Here is a 19148-nt window from a genome sequence, read left to right on the forward strand (position 1 = left end):
GATCATCCCGATACACCAGTATCGGGACGACCCTCCGCCTTGCGATCGCACGCACCAGACGCCGCCCGGCCTGCCCTTCGGGCAGACGACGCTACCTTCGAAACACGCCCTAGCCGATCCGATGTGTGTCACCCTTCGCCGACCGAGAGACGGCCGGGTCGTGCCCCGGGCCCGCCGGGGTCGTTCCGGCGGGCCCTGCGGTTCCTACACGACGCCGAGGTCTTCGAGGACCTCGGCGGCCGCGCGGCGGCCCGACTCGGCGCCGCCCTCCATGTAGCCCTGGGCCACCTCGGAGGTGTGTTCGCCCGCGAAGTGGGTGTTGCCCTGGCGGACGGCCTCGTAGCCGGCGTACTGGTGCGCGTACCCGGGGGGCCAGGCGGAGTACGAGCCGCCCGCGTTCGGGTTGAGCGGCCAGGCGGCGAGGGTGGCCTTGCCGGTCCAGTGGGCGGTGAGGCCCGGGAAGACCGGTTCGAGCTGGGCGAGCGCCTGTTGGGCGTAGGAGGCGATCTGCGGGTCGGCGGCCGTGCGGAACGGTGTGGACGGGGTGAAGTCCGCCGCGTGGCCGCCACCCGAGTAGACCGTGAGGATGCCCTTTCCGCCGGGCTGGGCTCTGCTGGAGTCCCAGGAGGTCTGGTAGCCGGTGTCGCTCATCGTGCTGCCGCTGGCGATTCCCCACGGGCCCGAGCCGTTCCAGTGGCGGGTGTCGAACTGCAGCGAGAGCTTGCAGTTCTGGCCCATCGTCATCGCGGCGATGCCGGCGAGCTTGCGGTTGTCGAAGCCGGCGGTGGACAGGTCCAGTTGCTTGAGCACGCCGACGGGGAGGGCGAGCACCGTGTGGTCGGCGAGCACCGTCTGCGGACAGCCGTTGACGGTGAAGGTGAGCGACTGGCGGCCGCCGGCCGCGGCCGCGACCTTCGTGAGCCGCCAGCCGTGGCGTACGGTCCCCGGGGGAAGGGCCGCGGCGATGGCCTGGGGGATGCGCTGGTTGCCGCCGCGGACGCGGTAGCGGGTGTCGCTCTCCCCGAAGAGCGCGAAGCCGGTGGGACTGGGCTGGTAGGCGAGCAGACCGACGATGCCGAGCGCCGACGAGTCGCTGGTGTCGACGCCGAACTCTGTGGTGTAGGCGACGTCGAGGAGCTGACCGAACGGTGAACTGTGCCCGCCCGGGACACGGGTGGCGATCCACTCGTGGATGGTCATGTTCGACAGGGCCACCGCGCCGGGGCCGTTGACGGAGTTCCAGGCGACGGGCCAGTTGAAGGTGGCCTCGTCCTGCTGGAGGACCGGCTTCAGCTTCTTGAAGTCGGCGCTCGCCTGCGCGTACGTGTAGTAGGCGCCGTCGAAGCGGTAGACCTCGGTGGAGCCGGCGGGTTCGGCGGCGCGCAGGTCGTCGAGGGGCAGGCCGAAGCGGGAGGCGAGGGACTGCATGACGACGTGCGGGGTGTCGATCATCTCGCCGCCCCACTCGGAGCTCTGCCCGTCGGCCCAGTAGGCACCGGCGGGGTTCGAGTACATGCGGCCGCCGACCCGGGTGTCGGCCTCGTAGACGGCGCAGGCGATGCCGTGGTCGGCGAGTTGGAGGGCGGCGGAGAGTCCGGCGATGCCGGCGCCGATGATCGCGACCACCGGCGGGGTGGTGGCGGTGGAGGCGTGGGCGGTGGAGGCCGCGCCGACGGCGGTGGTGGCGGCCAGACCCGCGCCGGCGGCGAGTCCGCCGAGGACGGAGCGGCGGGAGAGCGCTCCGGTCTCGGCCCGTTCGGCGGCGGCGATCTCCGCGGGGGTGGCGTGTTCGGCGACGATCCGGCGCAGCATGCGGGCCGGTGCGGTGCGTGCCATGTACGGCTCCTTCCAAGGGGGGCCGGTTCCCTGGGGAGGGGAACCGGGAGCGGCGGTGGCGTGGTGTCACCGCCGACGAGGAGAGGTGCCTCGCGCGAGGGCCCGGGTGTCGCGGCGGCCGCGGCCGCCGGTGTGACCCCCTCAGACCCCCTCAGGGTCAGCCCTGATAGCGCGCGGGGCGGCGGTGCGGCCAGCGGTCGAGCTCCTCCAGTTCGGCGGCGACCCTGATGAGGGCCGCCTCGTCCCAGGGGCCGGCGATCAGCTGGCTGCCGACGGGGAGGCCCTCGACCGAGGTGAAGGTGGGCAGGCTGATCGCGGGCTGCCCGGTGATGTTGCAGATCGAGGTGAAGGAGATCATCTGCGTCTCGGTGGTCCGGGGGCCGCCGGGGTCCGCGTTGGCCTCCTGGAGCAGGGCGTCCACCCGCGGCGGCAGGCAGGCCATCGTGGGGGTGAGCAGCAGGTCGAACTCCTGGCCCCACTGCGCGCGGACCGCGCGGGACTCCTCGGCGAGCAGGTTCGCGGCCCTGGTGTACTCGCCGGAATGCCGGCCCGCGGCCCGGTCCATCCGGAACCGCAGGTGCGGCTCGGCGAGTTCCGGCTTCTGGTACGGGGCGGCCCAGAGGGCGGCGTCCAGGACGGTCTGCGCGTATCCGACGATCGCCTCCTCGCTGAAGAAGCGGGGTGAGGCGGGGGCGACGTCGTGGCCGAGGGAGACGAGCAGCCGGGCGGTGTGCTCGACGGCCTCGACGCACTGCGGGTCGACGGGGAGGCCGGTGGGTGCCTCGGTGAGCAGCCCGATGCGGAGGCGTCCGGCGTCGCGGCCGACCTCGTCGAGGTAGGGCCGGTCGGGGGCGGGCGCCTGGTACATGGCGAGCCTGTCGGGTACGGACATCGCGTCGAGCAGGGCTGCGGCGTCCCGGGTAGTACGGGTGATGGCGCCCTCGACGGTGGCGTGCTCCCAGCCCGGCACCTGCTGGGGGACGCGGCCCCTGCTCGGCTTCAGACCGAGCAGGCCGCAGGAGGAGGACGGCATACGGATCGAGCCGCCGCCGTCGTTGGCGTGGGCGACGGGCGCGAGGCCGGCGGCGACGGCCGCGGCGGCGCCGCCGCTGGAGCCACCGGAGGAGTGCGCGTGGCTCCAGGGGTTGCGGGTGCTGCCGAAGCGGCTGTTGTCGGTGGTCGACAGGAGGCCCATCTCGGGCGAGTTGGTGCGGCCCATGAGGAGGAACCCGGCGTCGAGCAGTCGGCTGATCACGGGTTCGGTGAGCGTACGGGGACGGTCGTCGACCCCGTACGAGCCGTAGGTCGCGGGCTGGCCCTCGACCTGGGTCAGCTCCTTGACGGGGACGGGGACTCCGTGGAACGGCGCGAGGGGTCCGCCGTCGGCGACGGTCTGTTCGGCGCGGCGGGCGGCGGCGAGGACGGCCTCCTCGTCGAGCCAGGTGAACGCGGCGAGCTCTCCGTCGTGGTCGGCGATCCGCCGGAGGTAGGTCTCGGCGATCTCGACGGGGCTGAGGTCGCGGCGGCGTATCGCCGCCGCGAGTTCGGTGGCCGAGGCGAAGGGGTCCATGGTGGGCGGCTCCAGGGAGGTGGCGGGGGCGGTCGATGGACCGCCCGAAGCGGGGCGATCCGCGGACCGCGAGCAGGGGGCGGTCTGCGGACCGTCAGGAGGGCGTGGGTCCGCGGACCGTGAGGAGGGTGCGGGTCAGCGGACCGCGAGGATGTCGTCGAGCCGGTCGCGCAGACCGGGTTCGTTCGGCGCGTCGAGGACGACGCGTCCGGCCTCCATCACCACGACGTGCCGGCTGTGGTCGAGGAGCGCGCCGGCGTGCTGGTCGACGAGGAGGACGGCGACCCCGGCGGCGGCGATCGCGCCGAGGGCCTCCAGGACGTCGGCGACCACGGAGGGCTGGAGACCCTGGGTGAGCTCGTCGACCGCGATCAGGGTCCGGCCGGCCAGCATGGCGCGGGCGATGCCCAGTTGCTGCTTCTGCCCGCCGGAGAGCGTCCCCGCCTGCTGCTTCGCACGGTCGGTGAGGAGCGGGAAGACGCTGTACGGGTCGACGGCCGGGACGACGTCACGGCGGCGGGCGAGGCGGAGGTTCTCGGCGACCGAGAGCGCGGGGAACACGCCTCGGTCCTCGGGCATGAGGGTGGCACCGGCCCGGGCGAGGAGCTCGGGCCGGCCCGGGGGCAGGGTGCGGCCGTCGAGGGTCACGCCGCCGCCGTGCCGGTCGGCGAGGCCGAAGACGGTCCGCAGCAGGGTCGTCTTACCGGCGCCGTTGCGGCCGATGAGGGCGGTGATCTCGCCGCCGCGTACGGTCAGGTCGGTGGGCCGGACGACGGCGGCCTGACCGTATCCGCCGGCGAGGCCGGTCAGTTCGAGCATCAGCGCACTCCCAGGTAGGCGGCGCGGACGGCCGGGTCGGCGGCCACCGCGTCGAGCGGGCCGCGGGCGAGCACCCGTCCCTCGGCGAGGACCACGACCTCGTCGGCCAGTTCCCGCACGATGTCCATGTCGTGCTCGACGACGAGCAGGGCGCAGCCGGTCCGCCGGTTGACCTCGCGGAGTTCGCGGGTGAGCCGGCGGGCGTCGTCGGGGCCGAGTCCGGCGGCGGGTTCGTCGAGGAGCAGCAGCCGGGGGGCGGCGGCGAGGACCATGGCCAGTTCCAGGCGTCGGCGGTCGGCGAGCGGGAGGGTGCCGGCCGGCCGGAGTTCGTCGTCGACGAGGTCGAGGAACTCGGCGGGCGGCTCGGCCGGTTCGGGTGTCTCCAGGCGTGCGAGGCGGAGGTTGTCGGCCGGGGAGAGCTCGGCGACCACGCTGGGGATCTGGAACATCCGGCCGACGCCGAGTCCCACCCGGCGGTGGACCGGCAGGCCGGCCGCGTCGGTGCCGAAGATGCGCAGGGTGCCGGAGTCCGGGGCGAGCTGTCCGGCGACGACGTTCAGGAAGGTGCTCTTCCCGGCGCCGTTCGGGCCGATCAGGCACACGCAGCGGCCGGCTTCGACGGTGAGGTCGACTCCGGCGAGCACCTCGACGGGCCCGAAGGACTTCCGGACGCCGGTGACGGCGAGCGGAACGGAGCCTGCCTCTCCCCGACGGCCCTCCCCGGCCGTACGGCGAAGGGGGCGGCGGGCCCCGGCCGGGAGCCGTACGGCGGCTCCCGGGCCGGCCAGCCAGCGGCGCGGCGCGGCGGTGAGTCCGGCCGGTGCCACCTGGACGACCAGCAGGAACAGGGCGGCGAGAGCGAGGACGTACCAACCCTGCCAGGTGGAGCCCAGGAACTGCTGGCCCACGGTGACGGCGACGGCCCCGACGAACGGCCCCACGGTCGACTCGCGTCCGCCGAGGGCCAGCCAGATCAGGACGGACGTCGACAGGCCGAGGCCGAAGACCTGCGGGGACACCAGGCCCGCCACGGGTGCGTACAGCGCACCGGCGAGGGCGGCGACGGCGGCGCTCGCGGCGAAGGCGGTGGCGCGGACCCGGGTGCCGTCGATGCCGCTCTGGGCGGCGCGGTCGGGGTTGCGGGCGGCGGCGACGAGCCGGGCGCCGAACCGGCCGCGTACGAGAAGGAGTCCGCAGACCGCCACCACGGCCGCGACGGCGGCGAGGGTGACGTAGTAGGAGGTCACCACGTCGGGCCCGGTGACGGACCGGCCGTTCGTGCCGCCGGTGACGGGAGTCAGGGTGGTGGCGGCCCGCTGGAGGAGCAGTCCCACGCCGATGGTCAGAAGGATCAGCGGCGCGTCGGGGACGGGGGCGGCGAGGCCGATGCGGACCACGGGCAGGGCGATCGCCACGGCGGCGACGACGGCCGCGGCGACCGTCAGCGCCCAGGGGAGCCGGTGCTCCTGCCCGAGGGCGACGGCGTACGCGCCGAGACCGAAGAACGCGGCGTGACCGACGCTGAGGAGTCCGGCCCTGCCCCAGCTCAGATCGAGGCCGTACGCGAAGAGGCCGTAGCAGAGGCCCAGGGTGAGGGTGGAGACGGCGAAGGCGTCGAGACCGAAGGGGGCGGCGAGCAGGCCCACGCCCGCGACCACGGGGAGCACGCGGCGCAGGGTCCGGCGAAGGCCGTCGGCGGGCGTGGAGGCGGCCGGCGCGTCCGCGACGGCGGGTGCGGCGGGGACGCCCGGCCCGGCGGGGGCGCCGGACGCGGTGGGGACGGTCACGAGCAGCCCTTCTTCGGGGTCGTGTCGGCGACCATCGGGTGCGTCCGGGTGACGGTGTACGCGCCGTCGGCGCCGATGGTGACCTCCCGCATGTCGGCCTGGAACACGTGGTTCGACGGCTCGAAGCGGGTGCCCTTGCCGAGGGGGCTGTCGAGGGACAGTCCGCCGATCGCCTTGTTGACGGCCTCGGGGGTGCCGGAACCGGCCTTCTCCGCGGCGGCGAGGAAGAACTTGACGCCGAAGTAGGCGTTTCCCGCGACCTCGGGGATCGGCGCCTTCCACTGGTGGGCGGCCCGGTAGTCCTTCGCGAAGGCGCGGCTCTCGGCGTCGTCCAGCCGGTCGCTCCAGCGGACCGTGTGGGTACGGCCCGCGACGAGCGCGCCCAGCGCGGGCTGGAAGTCGGCGTCGAGGGGCGCGCCCTCGAAGCCGAGCTCCGGCGTGAGGAGGCCGAACTGCTGCGCCTGCTTGCTGAAGGTGACCGCGTCCGCGCCGACGACCATGGAGAGGACGGTGTCCGGTGCGGCGGCCTTGAGCCGGCCGATGACCGGCTGCCAGTCGGTCTGTCCGAGCGGGCTGTACTCCTCGGCGACGACGCTGCCGCCCGCTTCCTTCACCAGCTCCTCGGCGACACCGCCGTAGAAGCGCGGGTAGTTGTAGTCGGAGCCGACGAGGGCGACCTTGGTCCCGTACTTCTTGATCAGTCCGGGCACGGTGGGGGTCAGCATCTGGCGGGTGGACTCGCCGAAGCCCCACTGGTAGGCGAAGCAGTGCTCGGTGTCGCCGAGGATGGCGGTGCCGAAGGGGACGTGCGCCTCGTCGGCGACCCTGCCGACGGCTTCGGCGGTGTCGCCGGTGATGGTGCCGAAGAGCATCGTCACCTTGTCCTGGCGGATCAGCCGGCGGGCGAGCTGGGTGGAGTTGGCGGGGTCGCCGGCGTCGTCGACGACGACGTACTCCACGGGGCGGCCGTGCACGCCGCCGTCGGCGTTGACCTTCTTGACGGCGAGTTCGAGGCCGTTGCGCAGGGCCGTGCCGACCTGGGAGACCGGGCCGGTGAGCGGGACGACCACACCGATCTTCACGGGTCCGCCGGCGGCCGGGGCCTCGTCGTCGGAGAGTGCCGCGCCCTGGCAGCCGGTGAGGGCGAGGGTGAGGGTGCCGGCCACCGCGAGCGCGGCGGTCCGGGGCGTGCGCGTCATGTGGCGGTCGCGGGCGCGGGGGTACGACGGAACCATGCGGAGAACCTTCCGATCCAGGGGCGCGAGCGCAGTGCGGCGATCGCGACGACGACGGCGTAGAAGAGGGCTTCGGCGAGGGTGTCGGAGAGCCACGTACGCAGCAGTACCGACAGCGCGGAGATCAGCAGGGCGGCGCCGGCGGCGGTGGCGAGGGCGCCGGGGCGGCTGAGCAACAGGCCGAAGAAGACGGGGACCAGCAGGCCGAAGCCCATGCTGGGGTTGACGGCGAGGACGGGGCTGTAGAGGGCTCCGGCGAGGACCGCGAGGAGGCCGCCGATCGCGAAGGCGGTGGCGCGCATCCGGCGCGGGTCGGTGCCGAGCAGCGCCGCCATGGCCGGGTTGTCGGCGACGGCGCGGAGCCGCAGGCCCCAGTCGGTGCGGTGGGCGGCGAGGAGGACGAGGCCGATGACGGCGATCGCGGTCAGCGCGCAGACCAGCCGGTAGGCCGGGTACGGGGTGCCGAGGACGTCGAGCGTCCCGTCCACGGGTACGGCGACGGTCCGGGAGGTTCCGGTGAAGAGGAGTTCCGCGCCCTGCCGCAGGGCCATGCCGAGACCCCACGTGACGAGCATGGCGGCGAGGCCGTCGGAGCCGGGGCGGCGCAGCAGCCCTCGCTCGACGATCAGGAGCAGCGGCGCGCCGACGGCGAGCGCGAGCAGGGTGCGGAGTCCGAAGGGGGCGGTGGTCGCGGTCGCGGCGACGTAGGCGCCGACCATGGCCAGGTCGCCCTGGGCGAGGTTGACCACCCGGGTCGCCGCGAAGATCACCGCGATACCGACCGTGAGCAGGCCGTAGAGGCCGAACTGGCCAATGATGGCCAGAAGTACATCCATCTGTTACCGCCTGTGTGCTTCCGGGTGCAGCGGGGACTCTGCGAGCATCTGGCAATCCCGTGGTGGGCACTGGTCCGGCAGCGCAGAGTTCTGTGCCCGCAGTGCGCGGACCGGACGGCGGGAAAGGTGCGTCCGGTGCGGGCGGGTGGGAGGAGCACGACATGCCGGTGGAGCGACGGGACGACGGCAACCTGGTCTTCGGCTATCTCGACACCGCCTCGGCGGATCTGTCGGGGGCCTCGGACACGGTGCTCGTCCGGGCGCGAGCAGGCGACGACGGGTACGCGGCCGAGATGCGGCCGAGTCGATTCGGCGCACTCAGCGGCTGCGACATCAGCGGGGAGCAGGCGATCCGCGTGATGCCCAGGCCGTCCCCCGCGGCGCCCAGGCCGGGCCACCTGCTCGGCCTGCTGGTGTCGGGGCGCGGGGAGCTGGAACAGGACGGGCGGCGGGCGGCGCTGGCGCCGGGGGACTTCGTCCTCTACACGGGCGCGCGTCCGTTCCGGCTGGAACTCGAGTCAGGCCACCGGTACTTCGTGCTGTCCCTGGACGCGGGCACGGCGGGGCAGCTGGCGACGGCGACCGGCGGGGTGACCGCGAACGCCGAGCTGCCGCGCTCGCCGAGCGGGCGGGTGCTCTCGGCGGTCGTCGGCGAGCTGGCCGAACGGGCTCAGGGCTTCGGTCCGCTGGCCCGCCGGGAGATGGGCGAACACGTGGCGGCGATCCTGCGGACGCTGCTGCGCGAGGCGGGCGGCGCCGGGCCGGCGGCCGGCAGCGGGACGGCGGCGGCCCTGGAGCGGATCCTCGCCCACATCGACGACCACCTGGGGGAGGACCTGTCACCGGGAGGGATCGCGGCGGCGCACCACATCTCCGTACGCCATCTGCACGCGCTGTTCCGGGAGTCGGGGACGACGGTGGGCGACCACGTCCGGCGGCGCCGGCTGGAGGCGATCCGGCGGGACCTCGTCGATCCGGCGCTGGCCCACCTGCCCGCGTACGTCCTCGCGGCCCGCAGGGGACTGGGCGAGGCGAGCCACTTCAGCCGGGTGTTCCGGGCGGAGTTCGGCCTGTCGCCGCGTGCGGTACGGGAACAGGCGCACACACGGGTCTGATGTCGGAGTTCCGGATTCCGATGTCGCGATGATCACTCCGGCTGCCGAGACGGAGGATGGACACGCCGAGTAGGTGGCTGTGAGCATTCCGTGCGTCTGTTCCCTCTTGATCAGAAGGAGTACGGCGTGCGCAGTTCCACCGGTCGGTCCCGCAGACCGGCCCGGCCCCGCAGGGCCCTGGCCCTTCCCCGCGCTCTGGTCCTCCTCGCGGAGGCGGGCGCCGCGTTATCCCTCGCCCCCCCTCGCCGCGGCCTCGGCGGAGATGGGCCCCCCAGCGACGGCGCCCGCGGTGACGCGGGCCGCTGAGACGCCCGCCACGCGGGAGGAGGTGAACGCGCGTCTCACCGCTCAGGCCCAGGGCCGACGGATCGAGGTCATCGGGGCGCGTACGGAGAGCACCACCCTGTGGGCGAATCCCGACGGCACGATGTCGGTCGAGTCGTTCGCGGGCCCCGTGCGGTTCAAGGACCACGGCCGCTGGGTCGGGGGCGACCTGACACTGGTGAGGAACGCGGACGGTTCCTTCGGCCCGAAGGCCCACCCCCGGGGCCTGCGTCTGGCCGGCCGCACCGGAGCCTCCGGCGGCGACCTCGCCACCCTGGGCCGGGGCGAGCAGGAGCTGACGCTCGGCTGGCAGGGGCCCCTGCCCGAGCCCCGCCTGAACGGGTCGAAGGCCACGTACCACGACGTCCTTCCCGGCACCGACCTCGTCGTCGAGGCCACCCGCACCGGATTCGAGCAGTACCTCGTGGTCGAGAACCGGCAGGCGGCCGAACGGGCCGCGGACCTGACCCTGCCGGTCCGGACCAAGGGCATCACGGCACGTCAGGGCTCGGACGAGACGCTGACGCTGACGGATGCGCGGACCGGGGCCACCGTGGGCCGTGGATCCACGCCGTACATGTGGGACGCCGGGGCCGGCGGCGAGAACGCGCCAGGGGCCCGTACCGCCCGGGTCGATCTCGACGTGGCCGAGCGGGCCGAGGGCTTCGACCTGACGGTGAAGGCCGACCGGGCCTTCCTCGCCGACAAGGCGACGCGGTACCCGGTGACCATCGACCCGGCCGTCTACTTCGGTACCGACTTCGACACCTTCGTCCGCAACGGCGACACCGCCGACTTCTCGGCCGGTGTGGACCTGCGGGTGGGCCGTGAGTGGCAGAAGGGCGAGGCCAGGTCCTTCGTCGACTTCCCCCGGCACTCCTCCGTCACCGGGCAGGACATCCTCAACGCCGAGCTCGATCTCTACGCCACCTGGTCCGACAACTGCACACCGCGCTCCTGGGAGATCTGGGACACCGGCACCGCGTCGTCCGCCACCCGCTGGAGCACCCAGCCGTCGTGGCGCGCGAAGGTGACCACGTCCACCCAGACCCACGGCCACACCAACTGCGGCCCGCGCTGGATATCCGAGGACATCACGTCCCTGGTCAGGCAGTGGTCGAAGACCACCAACACGGTCGACACCATCGGTCTGCGCGCCACCGACGAGAGCGACGTCACGGCGTTCAAGATCTTCGCCTCCGCGCAGACCGGCAGCGCGCCGTCGATCCTCGTCACGTACGAGACGCCGGCCGACCCGGTCAAGGACCACGTCGTGTACTGGAACGACGTCCTGCAGGAGACGTACCGGCAGGTCGGCGGCGCCCCCGGCCCGCTCGCCCGGGCCGGTGCCATGGTGCACGGCGCGATCTACGACGCCGCGAACTCCGCCCGCTGTGCCGAGGGCACGCTCAAGTGCCTCGGCGACGCGTACCTGGTGAAGGCGACGGCCACCAACGGCGCACTGCCGGACGTGAACAGCGCCATCGACCACGCGGCCTTCGAGGTGCTGCGCTTCGGTGTACCCGGCGCTGAACTTCGACGACGAGATCGCCGCCGCCCGCTCCACCATCCCCGCCGCCGTGACCACCGCGCAGCGCGCGGCCGGCACCGAGGTCGGACAGAAGGCGGCCGCCGCGATGATCGCCGCCCGCCAGAACGACGGCTCGGCGCCCGTCGCCCCGTACACCGGCTCCACCCAGCCCGGATACTGGCGCCCCACCGGCACCGATGACGGCGCCACACCGCAGTGGGGTCTGGTCAAGCCCTTCGGCATGGCGTCGAGCGCGCAGTTCCGCCCCGCCGGCCCGGCCGGACACACGCAGATGAGCACGCTGCTGCCGAGCCAGGCGTACGCCGACCAGGTCAACGACGTGAAGAGCCTCGGCGGCGCCGAATCCACCACCCGGACCGCCGACCAGACGAAGGCGGCGCTGTTCTGGGCCAACGACCTCGACGGCACCTACAAGCCGCCGGGCCAGCTCTTCGACCACACCCAGATCCTGTCCCGCCAGCACGGCACCACCGTCGCGGGCAACGCCAAGCTGTTCGCGCTGACCGCCTTCGCCATGGCGGACGCGGCGATCGTCGCCTGGGACCAGAAGTACCAGACGGACATCGACCTGTGGCGCCCGGAGAGCGCGATCCGTCTGGACGGCGACGGCAACGCGAACACCAGCGCCGACGCCAACTGGCAGCCGCTGTCCCAGGACCGCAACGGCCGGCACTTCTCCCCGCCGTTCCCCGCGTACATCTCCGGGCACGCCACCTTCGCCGGGGCCTGGTCCAAGACGACGCAGGCGTGGTTCGGCAGCGACCAGATCACCTGGACGGCGACCACCGAGGACCCCAACGCCCTCGGCGTGACCCGCACGTTCAGCACGATCTCCGCGGCGGCCACCGAGAACGCGGTCGGCCGGGTCTGGCTCGGCGTGCACTACCGCTGGGACGGCACGGACGGCGTCTCCTCGGGAATCAACGCCGCCGGGTACGGGGTGGCGAACAAGCTCAAGCCGAACACGGCCGCCGACTGGACCGCGTACGAAGCGCTGCAGAACCTCGCGGGCTGCCAGGAGGTCGGCAAGCGGCTCGTCGCCGAACACCGCTGGAACTCCTACCAGTGCACCCAGGTCCAGGCACCGAGCCCCGACCACACGCTCTACGTGAAGTAACCGGATGATGAGGAGGAGAGACACCGACATGCGTGTGCGTACCCAGCCCCGTCGGGGCACCCGCCGGGCGACCGTCGCCCTCGTCGCGGCCTGCGCCGCCGGCGCCGTCGCCGCCCCGCTGGCCTTCGCGGCGGCCTCCGCCGAGCAGGCCCCCGCGGCCGTCGCGGACGCCCGTTTGCTGCCGACGCCGGAGGCTCCGCGCGTCTCCGACGGTTCGTACGCGGGCTTCCAGTTCTGCGGCGACCCGGCCGGCGACCCGGTCGTCACGGGCCAGAGCCCGACCCTGGCCGCCACCCTGGAGTCCGTCGCCCCGCCCGGCACGGTCGAACCCGCCGAGCCCGGCCCTCGCCGCAAGGTCACCTTCGAGGTCGACACCGCGGCCGGGAAGGCGGTGCTGCACCGCCAGGTCACGAGCGACACCAGCCACGACGTCGCGCTCCAGGTACCGGAAGGCACCCTGGCCGACGGCGCCTACCGCTGGCGCGTCCGCGTGAAGGACGGAGACACCGCCTCCGCCTGGACCGCGTGGTGCGACTTCACGGTCACCCGCGCCTGACCCGTACATGAGTCTGACCCGTACATGAGCCGTCCCGGAGCACGTCGTCGTGCTCCAGGACGGCCGGGCGTTCCCGGCTCACCCGTGACGGACGCGGAATCACCCGCTGCCCACCTCACCGCCCACCGGTCGGCCGCGAGGGCGCCGCGAGGAGTTCGGCGAGGCCGCGGCGGGTGGCGGCGATGACGACGCGGTCGTCGGGGCGCAGGACGTAGCCGGGGTGGAGGTCCCACAGCAGCCGGGGGTGTTCACCGCCGTCGTGGGTGTTGGCGAGGTCGGGCCGGCGCGTGGTGGGGGCGGCCGTGTCGAGGGCGAGGACCCGCCAGGCGCCCGGCCGGAAGGACTCGGTGACGGTACGGCCTTCGAGCTGCGGGTGTCCGGCGACGACGAGCGCGGCGAAGAGGAGGACCTTGCGTTCGACGGGGATGGCGCCGAGGATCTGGCGGCCCATCATGGCGCCGGCGAACGCGGGGGCGGCGAGGTGGGTGACGCTGCGGCTGCGGGTCAGGGCATCGGGGTGGGCGGTGCGCAGTGTGCGGTAGACGGCGGTGGCGAACTCGTCGTCGTACAGGCGCAGGGCGACGCGCAGGTCGGGCTGGACGGTACGGGCGTAGAGGACGGCTTCGAGGTTGGTGGTGTCAGAGCTGGTGAGGGCGAGCAGGGCGTGCGCCCGGTGGATCTTGGCGGCCTCCAGGATGCCGTCGTCGGTGACGTCGCCGAGGACGACGGGGATGCCGAGGGTGCGGGCGAGCGGGATGCCGCGGGCGTCGGGATCCTCCTCGACGCAGACGACGGGGATGTCGAGCTCGCGGAGCCGGGCGAGGACACGGGTGCCGATCTTGCCGAGACCGAGCAGGACGACATGGCCGGACAGGCCGCGGGGCGGTCGCCGCAGCGCGCCCGTGGCGCGGAAGGTACCCAGTGCTTCCAGGGCTCCGGCGACGAGGAGGGGGAGCAGGGCCAGGCCGACGAGGCCGGACAGCAGCTGGAGGATCTGGTGGGTGACCGGCGCGTCGAGCGCGGGGTCGTTGATGGAGAACAGGTCGAGCAGCGTGAGGTAGGCGGCGTGCACGGGGTCGGCGTCGGTGAGTACGGTGGTGGTGAGGGTCAGACACAGCACGGAGGCGGCGATGCCGGCGAGCGCCCACCGCAGACGGCTGGAGAAGAGCTCGTTCAGCGGGGCCCCGCGACGGGCCAGGCGCCTCGAAGGCCGGGCGGGGCCGGCGTACCGCACGGTCTCGAGAACGACACTTCCCCGCCCGCCGCTGCCCGCCACGGCCCGGTCGTCGGGCAGGAGGAGGGGGCCCTGGGGTCCGCTGGCCTCCGAGCCCTCGGTGCCCGCCGGGTCGGTGGTGGTGGACGACAGCAGCGCGAGGGTGCACAGGCCGGGGTCCGGTACCTCGCCGCGCCCCGGCGGGGTGCGTTCGGCGGCGCGCAGGAGTACGCCGTCGGCCTGGACGACCTTGCTCGTCCCGGCGACGGCGGTGGCGGCCAGCGCGGGCGCCGCCGTGTCCGCGTCGGACAGGACCGTGGTGGAGGCGTCCAGGACGCTCCGGTCGATGCCGGGGGAGTGCACGAGGGCGGCCTGGTCGAGCAGTTCCTCCAGGTGCTGCCCGAGCTTCCGGTTGTACATGCGGACCACGAGCCGCAGCCCGGGGCTGAGCCGGCGGGCGGCGAGCGCGGCGCGCAGGTTCGTCTCGTCGTCCTCGTAGAGCAGCGCGAGGGCGGTGGCCCGGTCTACCCTGGCCCGCAGCAGCGTCTCCTCGCTGGGCGCCGATGCCATGAGGTCCCGCGGCTGCGGAGTCGCGCTGCCGGTGATGTCTTCGGCGGCCGGACCGCCGGACCGTCGCAGCAGCTGCCTGGCGCGGGACAGCGGGGTGGGCTGATCGCCCGCCAGTTCCTCGTCCAGGTCTCCCGGAGTGACGAGGACGACCCGCTGGCGGTAGACGTCCCGCAGCTCGGCGGCGAGCCGGCGCGCGAGTCCGTCGTCGCCGCAGACCACCATGTGGCCGCCGTCGCGTGGATCCCGGGCGTCCTGGTGCGGTAGCGCGATCACGACTCCCCCGGTGTCGAAACGAGCCCGCTGGAGGGCATGCCGTGGCGGGGCCCGGCCGTCATGGCCTGCCGGCCCAGGAGTCCAGCTTCCCGAAGAGGAGCGTCAGGCCGCCACCGGCCGCCGCGAAGAGCCCGAACGCGGCGAACGCGACCCGCTGCTCGTCCTTCCGCGCCGCCTCGTACCGGCTTCTGCTGATCGGGACCCGCCCGCGCTCGGGGTCGGAGGTGTCGATCGCGGAGTAGCGCCCACGGAGGGACTCGACGTGTCGCAGCCCCGAGTCGTCCCGGAACGCTCCGCCGGCCAGGAACGCTCCGGCGAGCCCCGCGCCCACGAGCAGCACGCGGACGCGGCGGGACAGGGCCCTCAGGGCCCGCCACTGGTTCGTCTTGTTCCTGGCGAAGCCCGGGGCGCGCATTTCTAGCGCGATACCGCGGAAGAGCGTGGCCAGGTGCAGGGGCACCAGCAGGGCGATGCCGACTCCCAGCAGGAGCCACTCGTCGGCGAACGACGGCAGGAACGGCAACGCGGCAAGGGTCGCGGCGAGCAACCCCGCACCGGACAGGGCGAGTTGCATGCCCGCATGGAGCCGGAAGCTACCTCTCACCGCGTCCCCCTCGCGTCGTGTGCCAGGGATGGTTCCACGAACCGCGCCGATGGTCACTGCCGGATCCCGGCAGTCTTCCCGCGCTCTTCATGCGGCGGCATGACCACCTCGTGGGGGCGGCGTCCAGCCCTGGTGCTCGATGCGCGGGTAGAGTGGCGGCCGTTCATTGACGCGGTTCTGACGCAGTGCTGACGCGTCGCGGCACGAGATACCTGGCGTATCGGAACCGAAAGGGCGTCGTCACCGTGGTCATCGCCACGCGTCCCCTCGCGCGCTCGTTCTTCTCGGCCCACCCCGCCCGGACCGTCGTCCTCGGGTTCGCCGGTGTCGTGGTGCTCGGCACGCTCCTGTTGATGCTGCCGATCGCGGCGGAGGACGGTGCCGGCCCCAGCGTACTGACGGCCTTGTTCACCTCGACCTCGGCCGTGTGCGTGACAGGTCTCGCGGTCGTGGACACCGGCACGTACTGGAGCGGCTTCGGCGAAGGCGTCATCCTGGCCCTGATCCAGGTCGGCGGCTTCGGCATCATGACGATGGCCTCCCTCCTCGCCCTGCTGGTCTCTGGCCGGCTGCGGCTGCGGATGCAGCTGACGGCACAGGCCGAGACGAAGAGTCTGGACATCGGGGACGTACGCCGGGTCCTGCTCGGCGTCGCCGGCACCACGTTGATGGTCGAGCTCGCCGTCGGCGCCGTCCTGGCACTGCGGTTGCGCTACGGGTACGGCTCCGGCCTCGGCGAGGCCACCTACCTCGGCTTCTTCCACTCCCTGTCCGCGTTCAACAACGCGGGCTTCGGCCTGCACGCCGACAGCCTCACCCGCTACGCCCAGGACCCGTGGGTCACCCTGCCGATCGCCGTCGCCGTCATCCTGGGCGGCATCGGCTTCCCGGTCCTGCTCGAGATGCTGCGCCACCGCAACCGCGCCCGCACCACCGGCCGGAAGAACTGGACCCTGCACACCAAGCTCACGGTCGTCACCAGTGTGGTGCTGCTGGTGGTGGGCACGGTGCTCACCGGGCTCATGGAGTGGACCAACCCCGGCACGCTCGGCGCGTACGACGTCTGGGGCAAGTTCCTCAACAGCTTCTTCCACTCGGCGATGAGCCGCACCGCCGGCTTCAACTCCCTCGACATCGGCGCCATGCACGCTTCCACCCTCCTGATGACGTGCGTGCTCATGTTCATCGGCGGCGGCAGCGCGGGAACGGCCGGCGGCATCAAGGTCACCACCTTCGCCGTCCTGGCCGCCGCGATCCTCGCCGAGGTCCGCGGCGAGCCCAACTCCGCGGTCCTCGGTCGCCGCCTCGCCCCGCACGTACTGCGCCAGGCCCTGACGGTGGCGTTGCTCGGCGTCGGCCTCGTCATGGCCGCCACACTCGCCATGCTCTCCGTGAGCGACGCGTCCTTCGAAGCCGTGCTGTTCGAGACGGTCTCCGCCTTCGCGACCGTGGGCCTGTCCACCGGGATCACCGCCGACCTGCCCGCCACCGGACAGCTCATCCTCGTCGTCCTGATGTTCATCGGCCGCATCGGCCCCATCACCCTGGTCTCCGCGCTCGCGCTGCGGGAGCGCACGCGACGGTACGAACTGCCCGAGGAGCGACCCGTCATTGGCTAACTACCTCCACAACCTCCGCAAGCGGCGCCACCAGCGGATCACCGAACAGCACCGGCCGGCCGGCGACCAGCGCGTCGCCGTCATCGGCCTCGGGCGCTTCGGCAGCTCGCTGGCCAACGAGCTGATGCGCCGGGGCTGGGACGTCCTCGGCATCGACACCGACGCCCGACTCGTCCAGAAGTACAGTGACGGCCTCACCCACGCCGCCGTCGCCGACTCCACCGACCCCGAGGTGCTCAAGCAGCTCGGCGTCAACGAGTTCTCCAGTGCCGTCGTCGGCATCGGCAGCGACGTCGAGGCGAGCATCCTCGTCAGCTCCAACCTCCTGGAAGCCGGGGTCCCCAACATCTGGGCCAAGGCCATCAGCCGCCAGCACGGCAAGATCCTCGAACGCCTCGGGGTCCACCACGTCGTCCTGCCCGAACACGAGATGGGCGAGCGCGTCGCCCACCTCGTCACCGGCCGCATGCTCGACTTCATCGAGTTCGACGACGACTACGCCCTCGTCAAGACCGTCGCCCCCAAGGTCGCCACCGGCCGGCCCCTCGGCCTGTCCAGGGTCCGCAGCGAGTACGGCGTCACCGTCGTCGGGATCAAGCGGCCCGGCGAGGACTTCACCTACGCCACCGCCGACACCGTCGTCCAGGAGGGCGACATCATCGTCGTCACCGGCAAGACCGCGGCCGTGGAGACCTTCACGGAGCTCCCCTGACGCGGAGGAGATGACCTGGCGCGGTCACAGTGTCTGGTCGGGCCAGTCCAGGAGGCGCGCGCCGACGACGGCCGTCTGGAGCGTGTAGCGCTGGACGGGATCGCCCGGATCCGCGCCGGTCAGGCGGTGGATGCGATCGAGGCGGTACGTCATGGCCCGCACGCTGAGGCTGAGGCGGCGGGCCGCCTGCGCGGTGACGCAGCCGGTGTCGAAGTACGCCGTGAGGGTGTCGAGCAGGGGCTTCGCGCCGCCGCGGGCCTCCTGGAGCGGGCCGAGGACGGTCCGGACGAGATCGGCCATGGCCTGCCGGTCGCGGGTGAGGACGGGGTAGACGAGAAGGTCCGCTGCGTGGAGGACCGGGTCGTCCAGGTTCATGCGGGAGGCGAGGTCGAGGGCGTTGAGGGCCTCCTCGTACGAGTGGACGACCCCGCCGGCGCCCGGGTGCGCGCGGCCGACGGCCACCTGACCGCCGTCGGTCGCCGCGTACGCCTGCTTGGCGAAGTGGGCGAGCACCTCGGGCTCGTCGGCGGGAGCGACGCAGATGAGCCGCCCGTCCTTCGTCGTGAGCAGGATCCGGCGGTTGCCGAAGCGGGCGACGAGTGACGATTCGACGGTACGGGTCACCGAGTAGCCGTCGCTGTACGGTTCCGGGCCCTGCGCCACGGCCACGGCGTGCGCGTGGGAGAGGAGCAGCCCGAAGCGTTCGGCGCGCTCGGCTATCCGGCCGAGATCACTGCGGCCGTAGAGCAGGTCGTCGATGAACTCACGTCGCGCGGCCTCCTCCTGGCGTACCGCCAGGTGCTGCGCCCGCTCGTGCCCTTCGGCGAAGGCGTCGACGGCCTGTGCGACCGCGCTCAGGAGATGCTCGGCGGTGGCCTGCGGCAGCTCGGAGTGGACCTGTTGAGCCGCGGCGAGGTGTGCTCGGACGAGGGCGCGCAGACCGATGCCGGCCTCCGCGGCCCGCTCCCCGCGCGAGCGCAGCGTCTCCCGCTCCTCGCGGGTGAGTCTGCGGCGGGTCGCGCACACACCGGCCAGGATCTCGGCGTACCCGTCGAGATACTCCATGGCCGTCTCCAGCTCCGTCACTGCCCCTCCCGGATTCCTGACGCGTCGTTGACGACTTCCTGACGCGCGGGGACCAAGAGTGCCACGTCGCTCGGCAGGGGTCGGCCACCGGCATCAAGGAGGCGTCAAAGTTTGCCAGGTTACGGCAATGCCGAGGGACGGGGCGAGGCCTCAGGATGGTCCCGCGGCGGGACGTGAGCGTGGCCCCGATGCCGGGAGCCGGAAATCCCGGCGCCTCGTGCGCCCCGCCGGTCACGCTGTTCCCCGCTGAACCCGGGCCGCCCCGGCGGCCCGGTGCCACCCTCCCGTAGCACCACCCGAGCCTGCGGCTCCCCACCTCTTCCA

At 73.1% G+C, this 19148-nt stretch carries 15 protein-coding genes; 6 read left to right on the plus strand and 9 right to left on the minus strand.

Annotated elements, in window-relative coordinates; all coding sequences use genetic code 11:
• Nucleotides 1–204: 204 nt before the first annotated feature.
• From ACWFR1_RS35375 to ACWFR1_RS35400, 6 genes are all read right to left on the minus strand, one after another.
• Nucleotides 205–1836: a flavin monoamine oxidase family protein gene (locus ACWFR1_RS35375; protein WP_453558803.1), complete on the minus strand. Its 1632-nt coding sequence runs from the start codon at nucleotides 1834–1836 to the stop codon at nucleotides 205–207.
• Nucleotides 1837–1993: 157 nt separating this feature from the next.
• A complete protein-coding gene (locus ACWFR1_RS35380; protein ID WP_453558805.1) occupies nucleotides 1994–3406 on the minus strand; it encodes an amidase in 1413 nt (470 codons plus the stop codon).
• A gap of 135 nt (nucleotides 3407–3541) precedes the next feature.
• Complete coding sequence (locus tag ACWFR1_RS35385) at nucleotides 3542–4225, minus strand: ABC transporter ATP-binding protein (RefSeq protein WP_453558807.1); 684 nt, start codon at nucleotides 4223–4225, stop codon at nucleotides 3542–3544.
• A complete protein-coding gene (locus ACWFR1_RS35390; protein ID WP_453558810.1) occupies nucleotides 4225–6012 on the minus strand; it encodes a branched-chain amino acid ABC transporter ATP-binding protein/permease in 1788 nt (595 codons plus the stop codon). The genes ACWFR1_RS35385 and ACWFR1_RS35390 overlap by 1 nt, the downstream gene beginning before the upstream one ends.
• Nucleotides 6009–7247, minus strand: a complete 1239-nt coding sequence (locus ACWFR1_RS35395) for an ABC transporter substrate-binding protein (protein WP_453558813.1) — start codon at nucleotides 7245–7247, stop codon at nucleotides 6009–6011. Before ACWFR1_RS35395 ends, ACWFR1_RS35390 begins: the two co-directional genes overlap by 4 nt.
• Nucleotides 7208–8083, minus strand: a complete 876-nt coding sequence (locus ACWFR1_RS35400) for a branched-chain amino acid ABC transporter permease (RefSeq protein ID WP_453558815.1) — start codon at nucleotides 8081–8083, stop codon at nucleotides 7208–7210. Before ACWFR1_RS35400 ends, ACWFR1_RS35395 begins: the two co-directional genes overlap by 40 nt.
• Before the next feature lie 161 nt (nucleotides 8084–8244).
• On the opposite strand from ACWFR1_RS35400, the gene ACWFR1_RS35405 reads away from it, so the two are divergent.
• The 4 genes from ACWFR1_RS35405 (at nucleotide 8245) to ACWFR1_RS35420 (ending at nucleotide 12747) form a co-directional block, all read left to right on the plus strand.
• Nucleotides 8245–9198 carry an AraC-like ligand-binding domain-containing protein gene (locus ACWFR1_RS35405; protein WP_453558818.1) on the plus strand — a complete coding sequence of 318 codons (954 nt, stop codon included), beginning with the start codon at nucleotides 8245–8247 and terminating at the stop codon, nucleotides 9196–9198.
• Nucleotides 9199–9526: 328 nt separating this feature from the next.
• On the plus strand, nucleotides 9527–11254 hold the full coding sequence (locus ACWFR1_RS35410; protein WP_453558820.1) for a DNRLRE domain-containing protein: 1728 nt from the start codon (nucleotides 9527–9529) through the stop codon (nucleotides 11252–11254).
• Between the two features lie 334 nt (nucleotides 11255–11588).
• Nucleotides 11589–12191, plus strand: a complete 603-nt coding sequence (locus ACWFR1_RS35415) for a vanadium-dependent haloperoxidase (protein WP_453558853.1) — start codon at nucleotides 11589–11591, stop codon at nucleotides 12189–12191.
• Nucleotides 12192–12219: 28 nt separating this feature from the next.
• Nucleotides 12220–12747, plus strand: a complete 528-nt coding sequence (locus ACWFR1_RS35420) for a hypothetical protein (protein ID WP_453558823.1) — start codon at nucleotides 12220–12222, stop codon at nucleotides 12745–12747.
• 115 nt (nucleotides 12748–12862) lie between these two features.
• On the opposite strand, the gene ACWFR1_RS35425 is transcribed toward ACWFR1_RS35420, so the two are convergent.
• The gene (locus ACWFR1_RS35425; RefSeq protein ID WP_453558855.1) at nucleotides 12863–14752 is read right to left on the minus strand and encodes an NAD-binding protein; all 1890 of its coding nucleotides are present in this window, start codon (nucleotides 14750–14752) and stop codon (nucleotides 12863–12865) included.
• A 109-nt stretch (nucleotides 14753–14861) separates the two neighbouring features.
• Nucleotides 14862–15377 carry a hypothetical protein gene (locus tag ACWFR1_RS35430; protein WP_453558826.1) on the minus strand — a complete coding sequence of 172 codons (516 nt, stop codon included), beginning with the start codon at nucleotides 15375–15377 and terminating at the stop codon, nucleotides 14862–14864.
• Nucleotides 15378–15652: 275 nt separating this feature from the next.
• Between ACWFR1_RS35430 and ACWFR1_RS35435 the strand changes: the two genes are divergently transcribed.
• Together ACWFR1_RS35435 and ACWFR1_RS35440 are read left to right on the plus strand one after the other, a co-directional pair.
• On the plus strand, nucleotides 15653–17026 hold the full coding sequence (locus ACWFR1_RS35435) for a TrkH family potassium uptake protein (protein WP_453558827.1): 1374 nt from the start codon (nucleotides 15653–15655) through the stop codon (nucleotides 17024–17026).
• A complete protein-coding gene (locus ACWFR1_RS35440; protein WP_453558830.1) occupies nucleotides 17019–17738 on the plus strand; it encodes a potassium channel family protein in 720 nt (239 codons plus the stop codon). The genes ACWFR1_RS35435 and ACWFR1_RS35440 overlap by 8 nt, the downstream gene beginning before the upstream one ends.
• Nucleotides 17739–17762: 24 nt before the next feature.
• Here the strand turns inward: ACWFR1_RS35440 and ACWFR1_RS35445 are convergent, their stop codons facing one another.
• On the minus strand, nucleotides 17763–18803 hold the full coding sequence (locus ACWFR1_RS35445; RefSeq protein ID WP_453558857.1) for a PucR family transcriptional regulator: 1041 nt from the start codon (nucleotides 18801–18803) through the stop codon (nucleotides 17763–17765).
• Nucleotides 18804–19148: the final 345 nt, after the last annotated feature.

Source organism: Streptomyces sp. NPDC055103 (assembly GCF_053607625.1).

Bases quoted from the DNA above. Each gene is read 5' to 3' on its own strand.
- ACWFR1_RS35445 (WP_453558857.1), bottom strand. From the start codon at position 18,803: ATGGAGTATCTCGACGGGTACGCCGAGATCCTGGCCGGTGTGTGCGCG.
- ACWFR1_RS35405 (WP_453558818.1), top strand. From the start codon at position 8,245: ATGCCGGTGGAGCGACGGGACGACGGCAACCTGGTCTTCGGCTATCTC.
- ACWFR1_RS35425 (WP_453558855.1), bottom strand. From the start codon at position 14,752: ATGGTGGTCTGCGGCGACGACGGACTCGCGCGCCGGCTCGCCGCCGAG.
- ACWFR1_RS35430 (WP_453558826.1), bottom strand. From the start codon at position 15,377: ATGCAACTCGCCCTGTCCGGTGCGGGGTTGCTCGCCGCGACCCTTGCC.
- ACWFR1_RS35375 (WP_453558803.1), bottom strand. From the start codon at position 1,836: ATGGCACGCACCGCACCGGCCCGCATGCTGCGCCGGATCGTCGCCGAA.
- ACWFR1_RS35420 (WP_453558823.1), top strand. From the start codon at position 12,220: ATGCGTGTGCGTACCCAGCCCCGTCGGGGCACCCGCCGGGCGACCGTC.
- ACWFR1_RS35395 (WP_453558813.1), bottom strand. From the start codon at position 7,247: ATGGTTCCGTCGTACCCCCGCGCCCGCGACCGCCACATGACGCGCACG.
- ACWFR1_RS35385 (WP_453558807.1), bottom strand. From the start codon at position 4,225: ATGCTCGAACTGACCGGCCTCGCCGGCGGATACGGTCAGGCCGCCGTC.
- ACWFR1_RS35415 (WP_453558853.1), top strand. From the start codon at position 11,589: ATGGCGGACGCGGCGATCGTCGCCTGGGACCAGAAGTACCAGACGGAC.
- ACWFR1_RS35380 (WP_453558805.1), bottom strand. From the start codon at position 3,406: ATGGACCCCTTCGCCTCGGCCACCGAACTCGCGGCGGCGATACGCCGC.
- ACWFR1_RS35400 (WP_453558815.1), bottom strand. From the start codon at position 8,083: ATGGATGTACTTCTGGCCATCATTGGCCAGTTCGGCCTCTACGGCCTG.